The sequence below is a fragment of the Achromobacter arsenitoxydans SY8 genome (genome assembly GCF_000236785.1).
Taxonomy (GTDB): domain Bacteria; phylum Pseudomonadota; class Gammaproteobacteria; order Burkholderiales; family Burkholderiaceae_B; genus Achromobacter; species Achromobacter arsenitoxydans.
This window is the reverse complement of the sequence record NZ_AGUF01000028.1, coordinates 64,479-80,010: the sequence shown is the minus strand read 5'-3', so window position 1 is coordinate 80,010 and position 15,532 is coordinate 64,479. Positions and strand designations below refer to the sequence as shown.

At 67.9% G+C, this 15,532-nt stretch carries 14 protein-coding genes; 6 read left to right on the top strand and 8 right to left on the bottom strand.

Going from position 1 to position 15,532, the window contains the following annotated elements:
* Positions 1–98: 98 nt before the first annotated feature.
* A complete protein-coding gene (locus KYC_RS06155; RefSeq protein ID WP_043517712.1) occupies positions 99–812 on the bottom strand; it encodes a metallophosphoesterase in 714 nt (237 codons plus the stop codon).
* Positions 813–1,002: 190 nt separating this feature from the next.
* Between KYC_RS06155 and KYC_RS06150 the strand changes: the two genes are divergently transcribed.
* Entirely contained in the window at positions 1,003–2,178 is a 1,176-nt protein-coding gene (locus KYC_RS06150; RefSeq protein ID WP_008159973.1) for a PepSY-associated TM helix domain-containing protein, read from the top strand.
* On the top strand, positions 2,175–2,372 hold the full coding sequence (locus KYC_RS06145; RefSeq protein WP_008159971.1) for a hypothetical protein: 198 nt from the start codon (positions 2,175–2,177) through the stop codon (positions 2,370–2,372). The genes KYC_RS06150 and KYC_RS06145 overlap by 4 nt, the downstream gene beginning before the upstream one ends.
* A gap of 69 nt (positions 2,373–2,441) precedes the next feature.
* On the opposite strand, the gene KYC_RS06140 is transcribed toward KYC_RS06145, so the two are convergent.
* Positions 2,442–3,269, bottom strand: a complete 828-nt coding sequence (locus tag KYC_RS06140) for an aldo/keto reductase (protein ID WP_043517697.1) — start codon at positions 3,267–3,269, stop codon at positions 2,442–2,444.
* Positions 3,270–3,539: 270 nt separating this feature from the next.
* Between KYC_RS06140 and KYC_RS06135 the strand changes: the two genes are divergently transcribed.
* Together KYC_RS06135 and KYC_RS06130 are read left to right on the top strand one after the other, a co-directional pair.
* The gene (locus KYC_RS06135) at positions 3,540–5,345 is read left to right on the top strand and encodes an ABCB family ABC transporter ATP-binding protein/permease (RefSeq protein WP_008159967.1); all 1,806 of its coding nucleotides are present in this window, start codon (positions 3,540–3,542) and stop codon (positions 5,343–5,345) included.
* Positions 5,346–5,395: 50 nt separating this feature from the next.
* Positions 5,396–5,779: a Rieske (2Fe-2S) protein gene (locus KYC_RS06130; protein WP_008159965.1), complete on the top strand. Its 384-nt coding sequence runs from the start codon at positions 5,396–5,398 to the stop codon at positions 5,777–5,779.
* A 26-nt stretch (positions 5,780–5,805) separates the two neighbouring features.
* On the opposite strand, the gene KYC_RS06125 is transcribed toward KYC_RS06130, so the two are convergent.
* Positions 5,806–6,789: a bile acid:sodium symporter family protein gene (locus tag KYC_RS06125; RefSeq protein WP_008159964.1), complete on the bottom strand. Its 984-nt coding sequence runs from the start codon at positions 6,787–6,789 to the stop codon at positions 5,806–5,808.
* Between the two features lie 110 nt (positions 6,790–6,899).
* On the opposite strand from KYC_RS06125, the gene KYC_RS06120 reads away from it, so the two are divergent.
* Positions 6,900–7,742, top strand: coding sequence for a LysR substrate-binding domain-containing protein (locus tag KYC_RS06120; protein ID WP_008159962.1), 843 nt, complete (start codon positions 6,900–6,902; stop codon positions 7,740–7,742).
* A gap of 15 nt (positions 7,743–7,757) precedes the next feature.
* Here the strand turns inward: KYC_RS06120 and KYC_RS06115 are convergent, their stop codons facing one another.
* Entirely contained in the window at positions 7,758–8,291 is a 534-nt protein-coding gene (locus KYC_RS06115; protein ID WP_043517695.1) for an OsmC family protein, read from the bottom strand.
* A 327-nt stretch (positions 8,292–8,618) separates the two neighbouring features.
* Here KYC_RS06115 and KYC_RS06110 point away from each other — a divergent pair, with 327 nt between their 5' ends.
* On the top strand, positions 8,619–11,135 hold the full coding sequence (locus tag KYC_RS06110; protein ID WP_238531892.1) for an autotransporter family protein: 2,517 nt from the start codon (positions 8,619–8,621) through the stop codon (positions 11,133–11,135).
* A gap of 41 nt (positions 11,136–11,176) precedes the next feature.
* On the opposite strand, the gene KYC_RS06105 is transcribed toward KYC_RS06110, so the two are convergent.
* Genes KYC_RS06105 through KYC_RS06090 form a run of 4 tightly spaced genes read right to left on the bottom strand, consistent with a single transcriptional unit; the run spans position 11,177 to position 15,417 of the window.
* Positions 11,177–12,601: a c-type cytochrome gene (locus KYC_RS06105; protein WP_008159956.1), complete on the bottom strand. Its 1,425-nt coding sequence runs from the start codon at positions 12,599–12,601 to the stop codon at positions 11,177–11,179.
* Positions 12,595–13,386, bottom strand: coding sequence for an ABC transporter ATP-binding protein (locus KYC_RS06100; protein ID WP_008159954.1), 792 nt, complete (start codon positions 13,384–13,386; stop codon positions 12,595–12,597). Before KYC_RS06100 ends, KYC_RS06105 begins: the two co-directional genes overlap by 7 nt.
* A complete protein-coding gene (locus KYC_RS06095; protein ID WP_008159951.1) occupies positions 13,380–14,399 on the bottom strand; it encodes an ABC transporter permease in 1,020 nt (339 codons plus the stop codon). The genes KYC_RS06100 and KYC_RS06095 overlap by 7 nt, the downstream gene beginning before the upstream one ends.
* Positions 14,386–15,417, bottom strand: coding sequence for an ABC transporter substrate-binding protein (locus KYC_RS06090; protein ID WP_008159948.1), 1,032 nt, complete (start codon positions 15,415–15,417; stop codon positions 14,386–14,388). Before KYC_RS06090 ends, KYC_RS06095 begins: the two co-directional genes overlap by 14 nt.
* Between the last annotated feature and the right edge of the window lie 115 nt (positions 15,418–15,532).

Sequence of the window (15,532 nt, the reverse complement as noted above, 5' to 3'; positions counted from 1 at the left end):
AACAGCCCCGGCGCCGTAGCCGCCCGGCCGCTGTAGCCAACGCGCAGAACGCAGAACGGGCGCCGCAAGGCGCCCGTTTCGCATTCCGCCCGCCCGTCCTATCCGGCGGCGGCCGTCTCGGTCACGACCTCGCGCGGCCACGCCTGCAGCGATTCAAGATCCAGGAACGTGAAGTAGCCTTCGTTCCAGCCCTCGGTATCAATGTGGTAGACGTTGCCCAGCGCCAGGGGCGACGCCACCGGCGTATGTCCCGCCACCACCGCGCGCACGCCCAGGATGCCGGTGCGGTCCATCTGCCGCAGGCGGTCGCGCGACCACTGGCAGGCGGCGCTGGTGCGCTTGTAGCGGTCCTGCAGGGCGGATTCCAGTCGCGGCCAGAACAGCACCGGGCAATCGGCGTGCAGCAGCCCCACCGCGCCCGCCGAGGTTTCGACCTCGATGGCGATGGGCAGCTTCGTGAAGGCTTCGGCAAAGACCTCCTGGCGCTCGGCAGGCAGGTCCAGGAACCAGCCGCCGCCGTAGCCGCGCCAGTTCATCACGTCCACCTTGCCGGTGCGCACGTGGCGGATCGCGTAGTCCTCGTGGTTGCCCTGGACGGCGTGAAACCAGGGCCGCGCCAGCCAGTCCAGCGCGGCCTCGCTTTCGGGCCCCCGGTCGACCAGGTCGCCGACGGAAAACAGCCGGTCGCGCAAGGGGTCGAACCCCAATTCGTCCAGGGCCTGCTGCAGCCGGGAAAAATGCCCATGCACGTCCCCCACCGCGAAATCGCGGCCGGACTCATTGCGCGGGACCTTCAGAAAACGCTGCTCCATGATGATTCGGGACTGCCACAAGGAAAATACGACCCTTCTTTTTAACCTGCTTTGCTCCGTCCCCGCGGGAGGCCTCGACGCCGGAAGGGTCAAATAGCGTTACGAGAATCCGTCTTGTTCGTGATAATGTTTTTTCTTTCCCAGCCTTGCCCTGAAGGGAGACGCGCCCAGCCGCTCTCCCGCCGTCGCCATGACAGCCGCCTCGACTATCAAAACCTGGTATCTGGTCCATAAATGGACCAGCCTGGTCTGCACCATCTTTCTGCTCATCATCTGTCTTACCGGCCTGCCGCTCGTGTTCCACCACGAGATCGAGCACTGGCTGGATGACGCCAAGCCGCTGTCGGACGTACCCGCCAACACCCCGCCAGCCAACCTGGACAAGCTGGTGGACAGCGCCCGGGCGATGTATCCCGGCGAAGTCGTCGACTACCTGTTCTTCGACCCCGACGAGCCCCAGGTGTTCGTGGGCATGGCGAAAAAGCCCGGCGACGGCCAGGTCTCCGGCCATGCCGTGCGCATGGACGCCCGGACGGGCGACGTGCTGCTCGACGGCCCGCTCTACACGGAAGACAAATTTTCCTTCATGGGCATCATGCTGGCCCTGCATGTGGACCTGTTCGCGGGCCTGGCCGGCGAGCTGTTCCTGGGATTCATGGGCCTGCTGTTCTGCGTCGCCATTGTGTCGGGCGTCGTCCTGTACGGACCCTTCATGAAGAAACTGGAGTTCGGCACCGTGCGGGCAAGCCGGTCGACCCGCCTCAAATGGCTGGACCTGCACAACCTGCTGGGCATCGTGACGCTGGTGTGGGCATTCGTGGTGGGATTCACCGGCGTCATCAACGAACTGTCGACGCCGCTCTTCCGCCTGTGGCAATCGACTGAACTGCCGCGCATCCTGGAACCCTACAAGGGCCAGTCCGTGCCGTCCGACCTGGCCTCGGCGCAACTGGCCGCCGACACCGCCAGAAAAGCCATGCCCGGCAACGAGGTCTCGTTCATCTCGTTCCCCGGCAACGCCTTCGGCAGCCCGCATCACTACATCGCCTGGATGCGCGGCGACTCGCCCCTGACGTCCAAGCTGAACACGCCCGTGCTCGTGGACGGCAGGACCGGCGAACTCACGACGGTGGCCAGGATGCCCTGGTACCTGACCGCGCTGGAAGTCTCGCGCCCGCTGCATTTTGGCGACTACGGCGGCCTGCCGCTGAAGATCATCTGGGCCCTCCTGGACCTGATCACCATCGTGGTCCTGGTCAGCGGACTCTATCTGTGGCTGGCGCGGCGCCGCGCCACCGAAGCGCGCATCAACGAACTCATCAGAAAGCACCAAGCCGCCGCCGCCCCGCAAAGGAATCCCGCATGAGCCAGGCAAAAAGCAAAAGCGGCCGGGGCTTCCTGTTTGTCTGGGGCGCCCCCCTGCTGCTGGGCGCGCTGAGCGTCTTCGGGCTGCTGGCGGCGCTGCTCGGCACCGGCGCCTGGCACTGGGCGTCCTGGACCGCGCTGACCATCCTGCTGGTGGTCATCGTGCGCTACTGGGCGTTCCCGCTCAAGCACTAGCAATCCCGCAAAGCAAAGCCTCCGGCTGGCCGCGCGCCCCCGCGCCGCGGCAGCAGCCGGCCTTGCGCGCTACGCGCCGAACTTCTCCGGGTCTGGCCCCAGCCGCGCGCCTTCCTTGATCCCGTCGATCGCGGCCATGTCCTCTTTGGACAACTCGAAATCGAACACGTCGATGTTCTCGCGGATGCGGGCAGGCGTCACCGACTTCGGAATCACCACCAGATCGTTCTGCAGGTGCCAGCGCAGCGTCACCTGGGCGGGCGACTTGCCGTGCTTCTGCGCCAGATCCAGGATGACCTTTTCCTTGGTGATGTTGCCCTGCGCCAGGGGACTCCAGGATTCCGTCGCGATGCCGTGCCGGGCATTGAAGGATCGCAGTCCGGCCTGCGTGAAGCCCGGATGCAGTTCGATCTGGTTGACGGCGGGCGTCACGCCGGACGCATCCATCAGGCGTTCCAGGTTCGCCTGCGTGAAGTTGGACACGCCGATCGAACGCGCGCGGCCGTCTTCCTTCATTTCGACCATGGCCCGCCACGCGTCCAGGAACTTCTCGCTGCCCGCTACCGGCCAGTGGATCAGGTACAGGTCCACATAGGCCAGGCCAAGATTTTCCAGGCTGGCGTCCATCGCCTTGTGCGCGTCGTCGTAGCCGTGCCTGTCGTTCCAGAGCTTGGTCGTGATGAACAGATCCTTGCGCGCCACGCCGGCTGCACGCAGGCCCGCGCCCACGCCCTTCTCGTTGCCATAGATGGCCGCCGTGTCGACCGAGCGGTAACCTGCGGCCAGCGCTTCCTTCACGCTGGCGGCCGCCTGATCGTCCGGCACCTGCCAGACGCCCAGGCCCAACTGCGGGATTTTTCCTCCGTCATTCAATTTCACTGCGGGTACCTTCGCCATAAGACCCTCCGTAGCAAGCAACACGACGCTGGCGCGGCGAAATCGCGCCTGTTCGCGCAACCAAGGGGGCAGCCGGACGGAACCCTTGGCTGGAAGAAAAGAACGGGCCCGACGCGCTGCGCCCGTGCCGCGGAACTTCCACGATTCCCCGGGGCGGACGCCGGTCCATCCCTGGGGTTATGCCTTAAATATTACCGCTGGTGCCCGATAATGCCCTCCAAACGGCCTAATGCCTCCGGCGCGGGCCCGGTTCAACCATCGCATCCGACCATGAATTCTCCCGACGCGCGGCCCGGCAAGGGCGGCGGCCTATCCGCTCTTCGCACCCTGTTTCCCTACCTCTGGCCGCCCGGCAGGACCGGCCTGAAGGCGCGGGTCGTGGCCGCGCTGCTGTGCCTGTTCGCCGCTAAGGCGGCCACGGTCTATGTGCCCTTGCTGTACAAAGGGGCGATCGACGAACTGGGCAAGGGCGCGCCCGGCGCCGTGACCGTGCCGCTGGGGCTGATCCTGGCCTATGGCGCCGCCCGCGTGCTGTCGCTGCTGTTCTCGGAACTGCGCGACGCCATCTTCGCGCGCGTCGGCCAGCACGCGATCCGCGCGGTCGGGCTGCAGATATTCCGCCACCTGCATTCCCTGGCGCTGCGCTTTCACCTGGCGCGGCAGACCGGCGGCCTGAACCGCGCCATCGAACGCGGCACCAAGGGCATCCAGACCTTGCTGTCGTTCCTGCTCTTCAACATCCTGCCGACCTTCTTCGAGATCGGTCTGGTCTGCATTGTGCTGTGGAAGATGTTCGACGGCTGGCTGGCGCTGGCCACCGGCGCCACCGTCACGCTTTACATCGCCTACACGCTCATCGTCACGGAATGGCGCGCCCGGTTCCGCCGCCAGATGAACGAAACCGACTCCGAAGCCAACACCAAGGCCATCGAAAGCCTGCTGAACTACGAGACCGTCAAGTACTTCGGCAACGAGGAGCACGAGGCCCGGCGCTACGACGCGTCCCTGACGCGCTACGAGCGCGCCGCCGTGCGCAGCCAGGTCAGCCTGTCGATCCTGAACATCGGCCAGGCCGTCATCATCTCGGCCGGGCTGACGCTGGTGATGTGGATGGCCGCGACCGGCATCGCCGAAGGCCGCTACACGCTGGGGGACTTCGTCCTGGTCAACACCTACCTGCTGCAGCTCTACACCCCGCTCAGCTTCTTCGGGTTCATCTATCGCGAGATCAAGCAGGCGCTGATCGACATGGAACGCATGTTCGAACTGCTGGGCCAGGACCGCGAGGTGGCGGACCGCCCTGACGCCCAGCCGCTGCGGGTGGCGGGCGGTGAAGTCGAATTCCGCGGCGTGCATTTCGGCTATGACGCGCGCCGGCCCATCCTGAAAGGCGTGAGCTTCTCCATTCCGGCCGGCAGGACGGTGGCGGTGGTCGGCACGTCGGGCGCCGGCAAGTCGACGATCGCCCGGCTGCTGTTCCGCTTCTACGATGCCGACGGCGGCGCCATTCTGATCGACGGGCAGGACGTGCGCGATGTCACGCAGGCCAGCGTGCGCGCGGCGATCGGCGTCGTGCCCCAGGACACCGTCCTGTTCAACGACACCATCCGCTACAACATCGGCTACGGACGCCCCGGCGCCAGCGATGCCGAAATCGAGGCGGCGGCCCGGCTGGCCCACATCCACGACCTGATTCTGACCATGCCCGACGGCTACCAGACCATGGTCGGCGAGCGCGGCCTGAAGCTGTCGGGCGGCGAAAAGCAGCGCGTAGCCATCGCCCGCACGATCCTGAAGAACCCGGCGATCTTCCTGTTCGACGAGGCCACCAGCGCCCTGGACACCCACACCGAGCGCGAGATCCAGGCTAATCTGCGCGAAGTCAGCCAAGGCCGGAGCACGCTGATCATCGCCCACCGCCTGTCCACCGTGGCGGATGCCGACGAGATCATCGTGCTGGCCGACGGCCGCATTGTCGAGCGCGGCCGCCATCCGCAACTGCTGGCCCAGCGCGGCATCTACGCCGGCATGTGGGCGCGCCAGCAGGAAAGCGCCCGGGCGGCGCCGGCGGATTGACAAGCCCTGCCCCCTGTCCGAACATCCCACCTTTGATTTGCAGGCTTCCCATGCAGGACTCCTCCCTACCCGAAGTGCGCGTTTGCGCCGCGGCCGATCTCGTCAACGGGGGCCTGGGCGTGAAAGTGCCCGTGGCCGACGGCGCCGGCCAGACCACCGCCTTCTTCGTCCGCTACCAGGACCGCGTGCACGGCTACCTGAACCGCTGCGCCCACGTGGGCGTCGAACTTGACTGGGAAGGCAGCTTCTTCACCCGTGCAGGCGACCTGATCATGTGCGCGCGCCACGGCGCCACCTACCAGCCCGACACGGGACTGTGCGTGGGCGGCCCCTGTAAGAACGGCCGCCTGACGGCGCTGGCCGTCGAAGAGCGCGACGGCAGCGTGTACTGGCAACCTGCGGGCAAGATCCGCCCGCTGGAAGCCGCCGGCTAAGGGCGGACCTACCCGCCCCGGGGAACCTACGCCCTGGCCGGCACCGCGTCCGCCGGTTCCTCGCGCTCCGCGTAGCGCCGCGCCAGCACCGCGCACACCATCAACTGCATCTGGTGGAAGATCATCAGCGGCAGCACCACCACGCCCATCTGCGCCGTGCCGAACAGCACCGTGGCCAGCGGAATGCCAGACGCCAGGGACTTCTTCGAGCCGCAGAACACCAGCGTGATCTCGTTCTCCTTGGACAGCCCCAGCTTGCGGCTGCCCCAGGTCGTGATCAACAGCACCGATCCCAGCAGCAAGGCGTTCACCAGCACCATCGTGGCCAGGTCGATCGCCGGAAACGCGTGCCAGATGCCCTGCGCCACTGCTTCGCTGAACGCGGTGTACACCGCCAGCAGGATCGAGCTGCGGTCGACCTTGGACAGGGTGCGGCTGTTGCGCTGCGCCCAGGCGCCGATCCACGGCCGCAACAGGCTGCCCACCGCGAACGGCAGCAGCAACTGCAGCAGGATGCGGCCGGCATCGGCCAGGCCATGCCCGCCGCCCTGGCGATGCAGCAGCACCGCCACCAGCAGCGGCGTCAGCACCGTGCCCAGCAGATTGGAGGCGGTCGCGGCGCAGATCGCGCCCGGCACATTGCCGCGCGCCATGGACGTGAACGCGATCGACGACTGCACGGTGGACGACAGGGTGCAGACGAACAGCACGCCCAGCCACAGCGACGGCGTCAGCAGGTTCGGGAACAAGGCCCGCAGGCCCAGGCCCAACGCCGGAAACAGGAGAAAGGTGCAGGCCAGGATCAGCGCATGCAGCCGCACATCCTTCACGCCCGCCACGATGGCGTCCGTGGACAGCCGCGCGCCATGCAGAAAGAAAAGAAGCGAAATGGCGATATTGCTGGCCACCATCATGAACGTAGCGCCCTTGCCCACTGCGGGGAAAAAACTGGCGAAGACGACGGTGGCAATCAGGATGAGCGTGAACTGGTCGGGCAGGAAGCGGCGCATGGCAAGGGAAGTTCCAAGGATTTGCGCAAACTATAGGCGCGCCCCTTGCCATCGTGAAGGCCACTGATTACTTTAACTGTCATCGGAATATCCTATGACTGGCACGCGCCATGCTAAACCCCTTGTGGCTCAAGACCTTCGCCGCGGCCGCCGCCGCGCCCAGCTTCACCGAAGCCGCCCGCCGGCTGGGCCTGACCCAGCCCACCGTCAGCGAACACATCCGCCAGCTGGAACAGGCCGTGAACCGGCGCCTCTTCCAGCGCGACACGCATTCGCTGGCGTTGACCAGCGACGGGCGCAGCTTGCTGGTGCACGCCGAAATCATCCTCGCCGCCCACGAAAAGGCCGAACGCCTGTTCGAGGCCCCGCGCCTGCGCGGCCGCATCCGGCTGGGCACATCCGACGACCTGGCGATGGGCCCGCTGCCCGACGTCCTGGCCGCATTCCGGCTGGCGCATCCCGAGGTCGAACTGGACCTGACCATCGGCGTCACCAGCGAGCTCTACAAGCTGCTGGACGACGACAGGCTGGATGTAATGATCGGCAAGCGCCGCCGCGGCGACCGGCGCGGCCAGACCCTGCACAAGGAAGCCCTGCTGTGGCGGGCCAAGGAAGGGCTGCGCATCGCGCCCGACGAGCCCCTGCCGCTGATCCTGCTGCGCGAGCCCAGCGTGACGCGCACCCTGGCCCTTGATGCGCTGGCGCGCGCCGGCCGCAGCTGGCAGATCGTCTGCACCAGCACCAGCTACGCGGGCTGCCAGGCCGCCGCCCGCGCCGGCCTGGGCATCACCGTGCAGCCGTCGCACCTGTCCACGGCGGGGCTGTCCGCGCCCGCGGGCGCGGCGTTCCTGCCCGCCCTGCCACAGGTCGAATTCATCGTCATCTCGGCCCCGGCGCCCAACAAGCCCACGCGCGCCCTGACCGAAATCCTGATGCGCAGCACCCTCACCTGACGGCGCCGCGCCCGTTTACCGGACAGCCGAGCGCGTGTGCCGCACGCTGCCCTCCAGGGCCTGCGGTTGCTTGAGCAGGTTCAGAATCGGGCACCACTGCTCCACCGCCTCGTGCACCGCGCGCACCGCGTGTTCATCCGCTGGCGACACGATGTGCGCCGTATAGCGAATGTTGTGCGGGAAGAACGGCACCTTTTCATAGCCCGGCTTGCCGCCGCGCGGATCCAGGTCGCCTTCGATGCTCACCTCCAGCGACTCCAGCGGCAGCTCAAGTTCGGCCGCCTTGATCAGGAAGATGTGCGTCAGGCAACTGCCCAGCGATCCCAGCAGCAGCTCGGGCGAACTCGGCCCCAGGTCGTATCCCGCGAAATCGGCGGGGCTGTCGCTGACCACCTGATGGTCCCGGATCCGGATGCGGCGCACGCCGCTGCGGCCCTCGGCGCTCACCTGCGCGCGCAGCTTTACGGGCTCCACCGTGCGCGGATCGCGTCCGTTGCGCTGGAGCACGGCCTCGCGCTTCTGACCCAGGTATTCGTTCAACGTACTCATCTTGCAGACCTCGCTGAGAAGGAAATGGTGCGAAACGCTCGCTGCGCGCCTGTTACTCGCGATGCAGGCCGGCGGCGGGCGCGCGATCCAGAATGATCGGCCTGGAAGGAATGGCAGGGAACTATCTCCTTGAAATATCGGGATTTCCCGGATTCATATGCTCCGCTCCCAATTGCTCGCTGCAGTTAAGAAACGGCAATCACATTCCGTTACCCGTACTGACCTACCTGCCACGGACCGCTTTGCCGTCCATTTCTGACCCTGCCCCTAATCACAATGAACTCTACCCGCCCGACCGGATTCAAACTCACGCTGCTTGCAGCCGCCTTGACCCTGCTTCCTCTAACGAGTTACGCGGCCGGCGCGGGTGGCGGGCCGAACGGAGGCAGTTCTGCCCCCCTGTTCCTGTTCAGCGGCGATGGCGGCACCGTTGGCATGAACGGCTCGACCGGCACTGAGAATGGCACGGCCGGGGCCGGCATCTCGATCCCGCACGCCGATGCGCCCGTCTCGGGCGGTGATGGAGCCCAAAGCGGCGAAGCCACTCTCGTCAGCCTTGGACCATCCGACATCAGGATCGGCGGCGGGGGCGGAGGCGGCGGAATGGTCTATGCCGTCGCCGAACGAAACCCGGTCGCCGCCGGGGGGAATGGCGGCAAAGGCGCGACCTTTGCCCAAAGCACGCCCAGTTCCAATGCCGGCTTGATCGTCGGTGGCGGCGGCGGAGCGGGGGGAAGCGTATCCTGGATCTTTTCAACGCCTCCCAGCACCGGCGTCGCGACGTCGATACGCGGCGGGAATGGCGGCACCGGTGCCGAATTGGCAGTTGCCAACATGGCCTTCACCAATAGCGGCCAGATCTGGGGCGGCGGCGGCGGTTCCGCGGGCACGGGGTCTGATGGCGGCGCAATGACCACCTTCGGATACAGCGGTTCCGGCGGCACAGGCTTGGTCGTGACCAGCAACGGCGCCACCGTCACCAACGCTGGCATCATTCATGGCGGCAATGCCGGCACAGGCACCCTACTGAGCCTCGGTGGCAATGGCGTGCGCGTGACCGGCGATCTCGGCACCATCATTCAGGCCGGCACCATTGCGGGCGGTTTGAATAACGACGGCGTCAACCGCAACGAAGCGGTGCTGATCAATGGCCAGGGCAATACCCTTACACTGCATCCGACGTCGATCACGAGCGGCAACGTGATCTTCAACGGCGCCGATAATCGGCTCCAAATCGGCACTGGCAGCGCGGCAACGGCCGCCGTCGACGGTTCGGTATCGCTCGGCGCGAACGGCGTGTTCCAGGTCCGCGCCACGCCGGCCGCCTTCGACCGCCTCAACGTCACCGGAAATGCCGTGGTCAACCAGGCCCGCGTCGACGTCCAGGCGGCCCCGGGCGCCTACAGCGAAACGTTCAGCCAGATCATTCTTCACGCCGACGGCACCTTGACCGGCACCCGCTTCACCGGCGTCACCAGCAACCTGGCCTACCTGACGCCCACGCTCAGCTACTCCGCTGACGACCGCGACGTGACCCTGATGGTCACGCGCGCGCCGTCCCCGGTCACGCCGGAAGTCCCGCCGGTCACCCCGGAAGTCCCGCCGGTCACGCCGGAAATCCCGCCGGTTACCCCGGAGGTCCCGCCCGTCGCACCGCCCGTCGCGCCGGTAGCCCCACCCGCCAAGATCCGCTTCGCTGACCTGGTCAACGGCAGCAACGGCCGCGCGGTCGCAGACGCCGCCGAAACCCTGCGCGCCGGCCACGCCGTCTACGATGCCGCCATCGGCCTGCCGAAAGGCGCGCCGCAGGCCTTTTTCGCCGGCCTGTCCGGCGAGATGCATGCGGGGGTGAGTTCGGGCCTGTCGAGTCTGTCGTCCACCGTGCGCAACGTGCCGCTCAACCAGCTGCGCGGCAATCTGAATGCCGGTTTCGCCCCGGGCGCCCCCACGGCTGCCGCCGGCAGCAGCGACGCCGCGCCCTCGGCGGCAGCCCTGCCCTCGTCCCTCGCCCGTCCGGCCTGGGCCCAGATCGTCGGCAACTGGCAGCGCATCGGCGCTACCGGCGACACGTCCGCTATGCGTCAACACACCGGCGGCGTGTTCGTCGGCGCCGACCATGGCGTGGGCAATGGCTGGCGCCTGGGCGGCGCGCTCGGCTATACGGACTCGAAGCAGCGCGTCGACGATCTCGCCAGCAAGGCCGATGTGTCGAGCTACAGCGCAGTGATCTATGGCGGCAAGGCCATCGCGCTGGGCGCGGGCAAGCTCAATGTGATGGCGGGCGCCTCGTACACTTGGCACGACATCGCCACCGAACGCCGCATCAATGGCGGCGGCCTGGATCAAACCCTGAATTCGGACTACGGCGGCAACACCACGCAGCTGTTCTCCGAAGTGGGCTATGCGTTCGGGATTGCGAGCGGCCTCACGCTGGAACCCTACGCCGGTGTGGCCTGGGCCGGCCAGCGCACGCGCGGCTTCAGCGAATCCGGCGGCAGCGCCGCGCTGTCGGGCGAATCGACCCGCAACAACACGACGACCACCACGCTGGGCCTGCGCGCCACCCAGGACGTCACGCTGGGCGCCCTGGCGGGCGCCGTGTCGGGCGGCCTGAGCTGGCGCCACGCCTTCGGCGACCTGCGCCCCGAAAGCCGGCTTGCGTTCGATGCAGGCGATTCTTTCACCGTGACGGGCGCGCCCATCGCGCGCGACGCGGCCCTGGTGGAAGCCGGCTTCGACGCGCGGATCTCGCGTACCGCGACGCTGGGACTCGCATATGCCGGGCAGTTCGGAAGCGGCAATCGGGATCAGACGGCTTCGGTGAATTTGCGCTGGGCGTTCTGAGCGCGGCGGGGCGTGGCTTTGGCTCCGTCCCGCCCCGATCTCTAAGGAATTCTTGCCGGCGCGGCGATGGGCGCACTGTCCATCGCCGATAACAGCTCGCCCAGGCCGCGGGCGGAAGTGCTTTCCATCCGACCGGCCGGTCCGCAGACGTTGTCCGCACTGGTCCACGCCGGCGCAGCCCCAGGCAGACGGCGCGCCCGCAGCCAGCCGCGGCGATCGACCATGAATTGGGCCCCGGCCAGAGCGTCCGGCGAGGTCCCGGCCGCCAGCGCGTACGCATCCCAGGCCAAGACGTCCGTCGCCACGCAATCGGCATTGACGTCTGCTTCCAGGCCCCGCGTCAACGCCACCGTCAGCACACGCGGATCCTGCGGTTCTTCTGGCGCCCCCGGCGCGTGCGCCACGATCCGCAGCGGCAGGCCGCGCAGTCCGTCCAGCCGGGCCGTCCGGCCATCCCGGCAAGCCAGCGCCACGACAGGCGCGGGAACGGCCGGCATACCTGCGCCGCCACTGGCGCCGTAAGCCTGCAGGCGCAGGAAGTCCAGCACCTGCCAGATTTCGTCCGGCCGCAGCGCCGCGCCGAACCCATGCTCCGCCGGCCCGCCGGAAGCCTGCCCGTCCCGCGCCACGCGCCAGTAGATGTCGCCATCCAGCCGATTGCCGAAAAGCGCCGCACCCAGGACGCTCGGCCAGGCGGGCAGGCCGGCCGCCCGCGCGCCGCGGCCATCCGCCGCCGCGCCATGGCACGACGCGCAGTGCTGCCGGTACAGGCGCCCGCCCTGCAAGACGTTGGCATCTGTAAATGACAGCGGCGACCGCTGATACGACATCGGGTGCGCCTCGGTCAGCAACAGGCGGGGCTGCGGCCAGCTCGTCGCCAGCGCCAGCGCTCCGGACGCCGCCAGCAGCGCCAGGCGCCAGCGCCGCGCAAACAGGGCGCACACCAGCAGGACCAGCGCGGCGGCGCTCTGCGCCAACGCCAGCCATAGCCGGTTCCACGTATGCGGACTGACGGGCAGGTCCGGATCGTAGCGCCAGGCAAATGGCCAGCGCGCCAGCGCCAGCGCGTTCTCCGGCTGCCGCCACACCGACAAGGCCAGCATCAGCACCAACAGCGCCAGCGCCCCCATCGCAAGGGCGACGCCGCGCCGCCACGACGGCAGCGCACGCGCCCTTACCGCTGGCGCCCGGCTATGCAGCCAGGCCGCGCCCAGGCCGGCCAGCAGCAGGATGCCGGACATGGACAGCGCCAGATGGCCCACACGGGACCCGAGCAAACCGGGCAGATCCTGCACCGTCCGCCAGCCCAGGGCCAGCAACGCGGCGGACGCGCCCAGCGCCCCCGCCGCCAGCCACGGCAAGCGCAAGGCCCCTTCTCCGCGCACCCGTCCCGCCGCTCCCGCCCACGCCATCATGGCAGCGCCCGCGGCGGCGGCGGCCAGCGCAAGCCACTGCGCGCTTACCACGTCGCATCCAGCCCCAGCAAGGCCAGCGCGCGGTGCCGCAGCGCCGCCAGCCGCGGATCGCCGCGATGGCGCGGATACGGCAGGTCATTGACGATCTCGTCCTTGATCCGCGCGGGCCGTTCGCTCAGCACCACAATGCGCGACGCCATGAACAGGGCTTCTTCGACGTCGTGCGTCACCAGCAGGGCCGTGAAGCCCGTGCGCTGCCAGAGATCCACCAGTTCCGACTGCATGGCGATCCGCGTCAACGAATCCAGCTTGCCCAGGGGTTCGTCCAGGATCAGGATTCGCGGATCGTTGACCAGCGCCCTGGCCAGCGCCGCGCGTTGCGCCATGCCGCCCGACAGCTGGTGCGGATAGGCCTGGCCGAAGGCCGCCAGCCCCACCCGCTGCAACGCATCGTCGACCCGATGGCGCTGCGTCTTCAGCAGCCCGCGCGCCTGCAGGCCCAGCGCGACGTTGTTCCACACCGTGCGCCAGGGATACAGCGTGGGATCCTGGAACACGACAATGCGCGATGGCGACGGTCCCGCGATGTGCGCGCCGTCGGCCAGCAGATCGCCCGCGGCCGGCGGCTCCAGTCCCGCCACCAGCCGCAGCAGCGTGGACTTGCCGCAGCCGCTCGGCCCCAACAGGGCCACGAACTCGCCCGGCTTCACGTCCAGGTCGATGCCGTCCAGCACCGGCAGGGCTGCGCCGTCCAGATCGAAATGATGGTTCACGCCGCGCACGGCCAGCGCCGCGCCGCGCGCATCGGGCGTATCGGTCGACGTCGCGGCTACCATTTCACGACTCCCTTCTGCCATGCCAGGAGCCGGTCGCGTCCCAGGAAGAGCAAGGTGATCAGTCCCGAGAACACCAGCGCCATGACGATGAGCGCGCCGTACATGTTGGCGTAGGAAGCCCAGCCCTGGGCCCAGGACAAATACCACCCCAGGCCGGATTTCACGCCCATCATTTCCGCCGCGACCAGCACCGAGAATGACGCGCCCAGGCCCATGAACAGCCCGACGAAGACCTGCGGCAGGGCCGCCGGAATCGCCACGCGCAGGACCAGGAACCATTCGTTCGCGCCCATGGTGCGCGCCACGTCGTAGTACGCGCGATTCACGCCGGCCACGCCCGACCAGGTCAGCACCGTGACCGGAAACCATGTGGCCAGCGCAATCAGGAACACGGCGGCCGACCAGCTCGACGGAAAGAAAAAGAACGCCATCGGCAGCAGCGCCGTGGACGGCACCGGCCCGAGGAAGCGCAGCACCGGATGCACCCAATAGCCCAGTCCGCGGGACCAGCCGATGGCCACGCCCGTCAGGAAGCCGGCCGCCGCGCCAAGCAGAAAGCCGTTCGCCAGCAACCACAGCGAATTCACCAGGCTGTCGGCCAGGCGCTTGTAGTCCGATACGTAGACCTCGATCAGCGACTGCGGCGGCGCGAAGAAGGGGCTGGGCAGGAGCGCGAGCTTGGCCGTCGCGATCTCCCATGCCCCCACCGCCAAGGCCAACGCCAGCAGCCACGGGCCGGCCCGATGCAGCGCGCGCACCGGACGCGATTGCGCCGCGCCCGACACCGCCGCCAGCAACAGCAGGATGGCCAGCGCCAGGGCCGCCACGCCGAACTCGCGCGTGTAGCCCCACGAGGTGAAGCCCACCTCCACATTCGGCCAGGCCAACGTCACGCCGCCCACGCCCGCCCACAGCGCGGCGGCGGCAACGCCCGTCTTCCAAAGCCGCCAGCCGCGCACGGCGGCCGGGGTCGCGTCCGCGGAGCCAGCGAGCAATGCGTCAGCCGAGGACATTGGGCACCACCGCTTGCGCGTACTTGTTGATGTCGAGGTTTGCGCTGAGCACCTTGATCGTCTTCAGGTCCTTCGCGTAGCCCACGATTTCCTCGCGCAGCGCCGATCCCGTCGAGGCGTGGCCATGGCTGTGGCTGCGCAGGATCGCCGCCACGCGTTCGGCCGGCACCTTGCCCGGCACGTAAGGCGCGAAGATGCGCGCGGTCTCGTCGGGATTGGACGCGGTCCAGCGCTGGGCGTCGATCACCGCGCGCGTGATGGCTGCGGCCGACTCGGGATCCTTGCGCACCAGATCGCCGCGCAGTCCCAGCACGCAGCAGGTGCGGTTCTCATAGTCGCCCTCGATGTTGGTGGCGACCTCGCGCAGCCGGTTGTCTTCGCGCAGCGTGTAGATCAGCGGATCGTCGCCGGCGATCACATCCACTTCGCCCTTTTTCAGCACCTCGCCGAACAGGTCCTGCGGATACTGGCGCCAGTCCACGGATTCCGGATCAATCCCCAGTTGCGCCACCCGGATCGCGAAGAAGTTCTTCACGGGACTGGCCTGATCGGAAACGGCCACGCGGCGTCCCTTCAGATCGTTCACGCTTTTGATGGGGGAATCCTCGGCGGTCAGCAACCGCATGCAGCCGCCGTGCGTGCCGACGGCCAGCTTCACGTCGAAGCCCTGCTCCAGCGGCTTGAGCCAACGCAGCGCCATGCCGATACCGCCATCCGCGTGGCCCGTCGCAATCGCCTCCAGCAACTGGTCGGTGGACCCGCTGAAATTGATGCGTTCGACCTTGAGGTTGTATTTGTCGAAGAAGCCGCGCTCCAGCGCCACGGACACTGGCGACTGGCAGACCGCGGTCTGGCTCCATGCGATCTTGAACGCGCGCGGCGCGGCGTCGGCCGCCAGCACGCGCGAGCCCAGCATGCCCAGGGGCGCGACCAGGCCCGCGGCGCCTGCCGCGCGCAACAGCGCACGGCGCGAAATACCCCGCGCCGCGACGGCGCCGGAATGAGCTTTCGTATTCATCAACCTTCCTTTTGAGCAGACTGGCGACGATTGCCATGCGGCATCATCGGCCTGCGCTCAGGCGTTCGACAAATACAAAGTTGGGATAACAATATGGAAACGGACGCCGCAGCGG

Bases quoted from the DNA above. Each gene is read 5' to 3' on its own strand.
- KYC_RS06090 (WP_008159948.1), bottom strand. From the start codon at position 15,417: ATGAATACGAAAGCTCATTCCGGCGCCGTCGCGGCGCGGGGTATTTCG.
- KYC_RS06125 (WP_008159964.1), bottom strand. From the start codon at position 6,789: ATGCGCCGCTTCCTGCCCGACCAGTTCACGCTCATCCTGATTGCCACC.
- KYC_RS06120 (WP_008159962.1), top strand. From the start codon at position 6,900: ATGCTAAACCCCTTGTGGCTCAAGACCTTCGCCGCGGCCGCCGCCGCG.
- KYC_RS06140 (WP_043517697.1), bottom strand. From the start codon at position 3,269: ATGGCGAAGGTACCCGCAGTGAAATTGAATGACGGAGGAAAAATCCCG.
- KYC_RS06095 (WP_008159951.1), bottom strand. From the start codon at position 14,399: ATGTCCTCGGCTGACGCATTGCTCGCTGGCTCCGCGGACGCGACCCCG.
- KYC_RS06145 (WP_008159971.1), top strand. From the start codon at position 2,175: ATGAGCCAGGCAAAAAGCAAAAGCGGCCGGGGCTTCCTGTTTGTCTGG.
- KYC_RS06150 (WP_008159973.1), top strand. From the start codon at position 1,003: ATGACAGCCGCCTCGACTATCAAAACCTGGTATCTGGTCCATAAATGG.
- KYC_RS06130 (WP_008159965.1), top strand. From the start codon at position 5,396: ATGCAGGACTCCTCCCTACCCGAAGTGCGCGTTTGCGCCGCGGCCGAT.
- KYC_RS06135 (WP_008159967.1), top strand. From the start codon at position 3,540: ATGAATTCTCCCGACGCGCGGCCCGGCAAGGGCGGCGGCCTATCCGCT.
- KYC_RS06100 (WP_008159954.1), bottom strand. From the start codon at position 13,386: ATGGTAGCCGCGACGTCGACCGATACGCCCGATGCGCGCGGCGCGGCG.
- KYC_RS06115 (WP_043517695.1), bottom strand. From the start codon at position 8,291: ATGAGTACGTTGAACGAATACCTGGGTCAGAAGCGCGAGGCCGTGCTC.
- KYC_RS06155 (WP_043517712.1), bottom strand. From the start codon at position 812: ATGGAGCAGCGTTTTCTGAAGGTCCCGCGCAATGAGTCCGGCCGCGAT.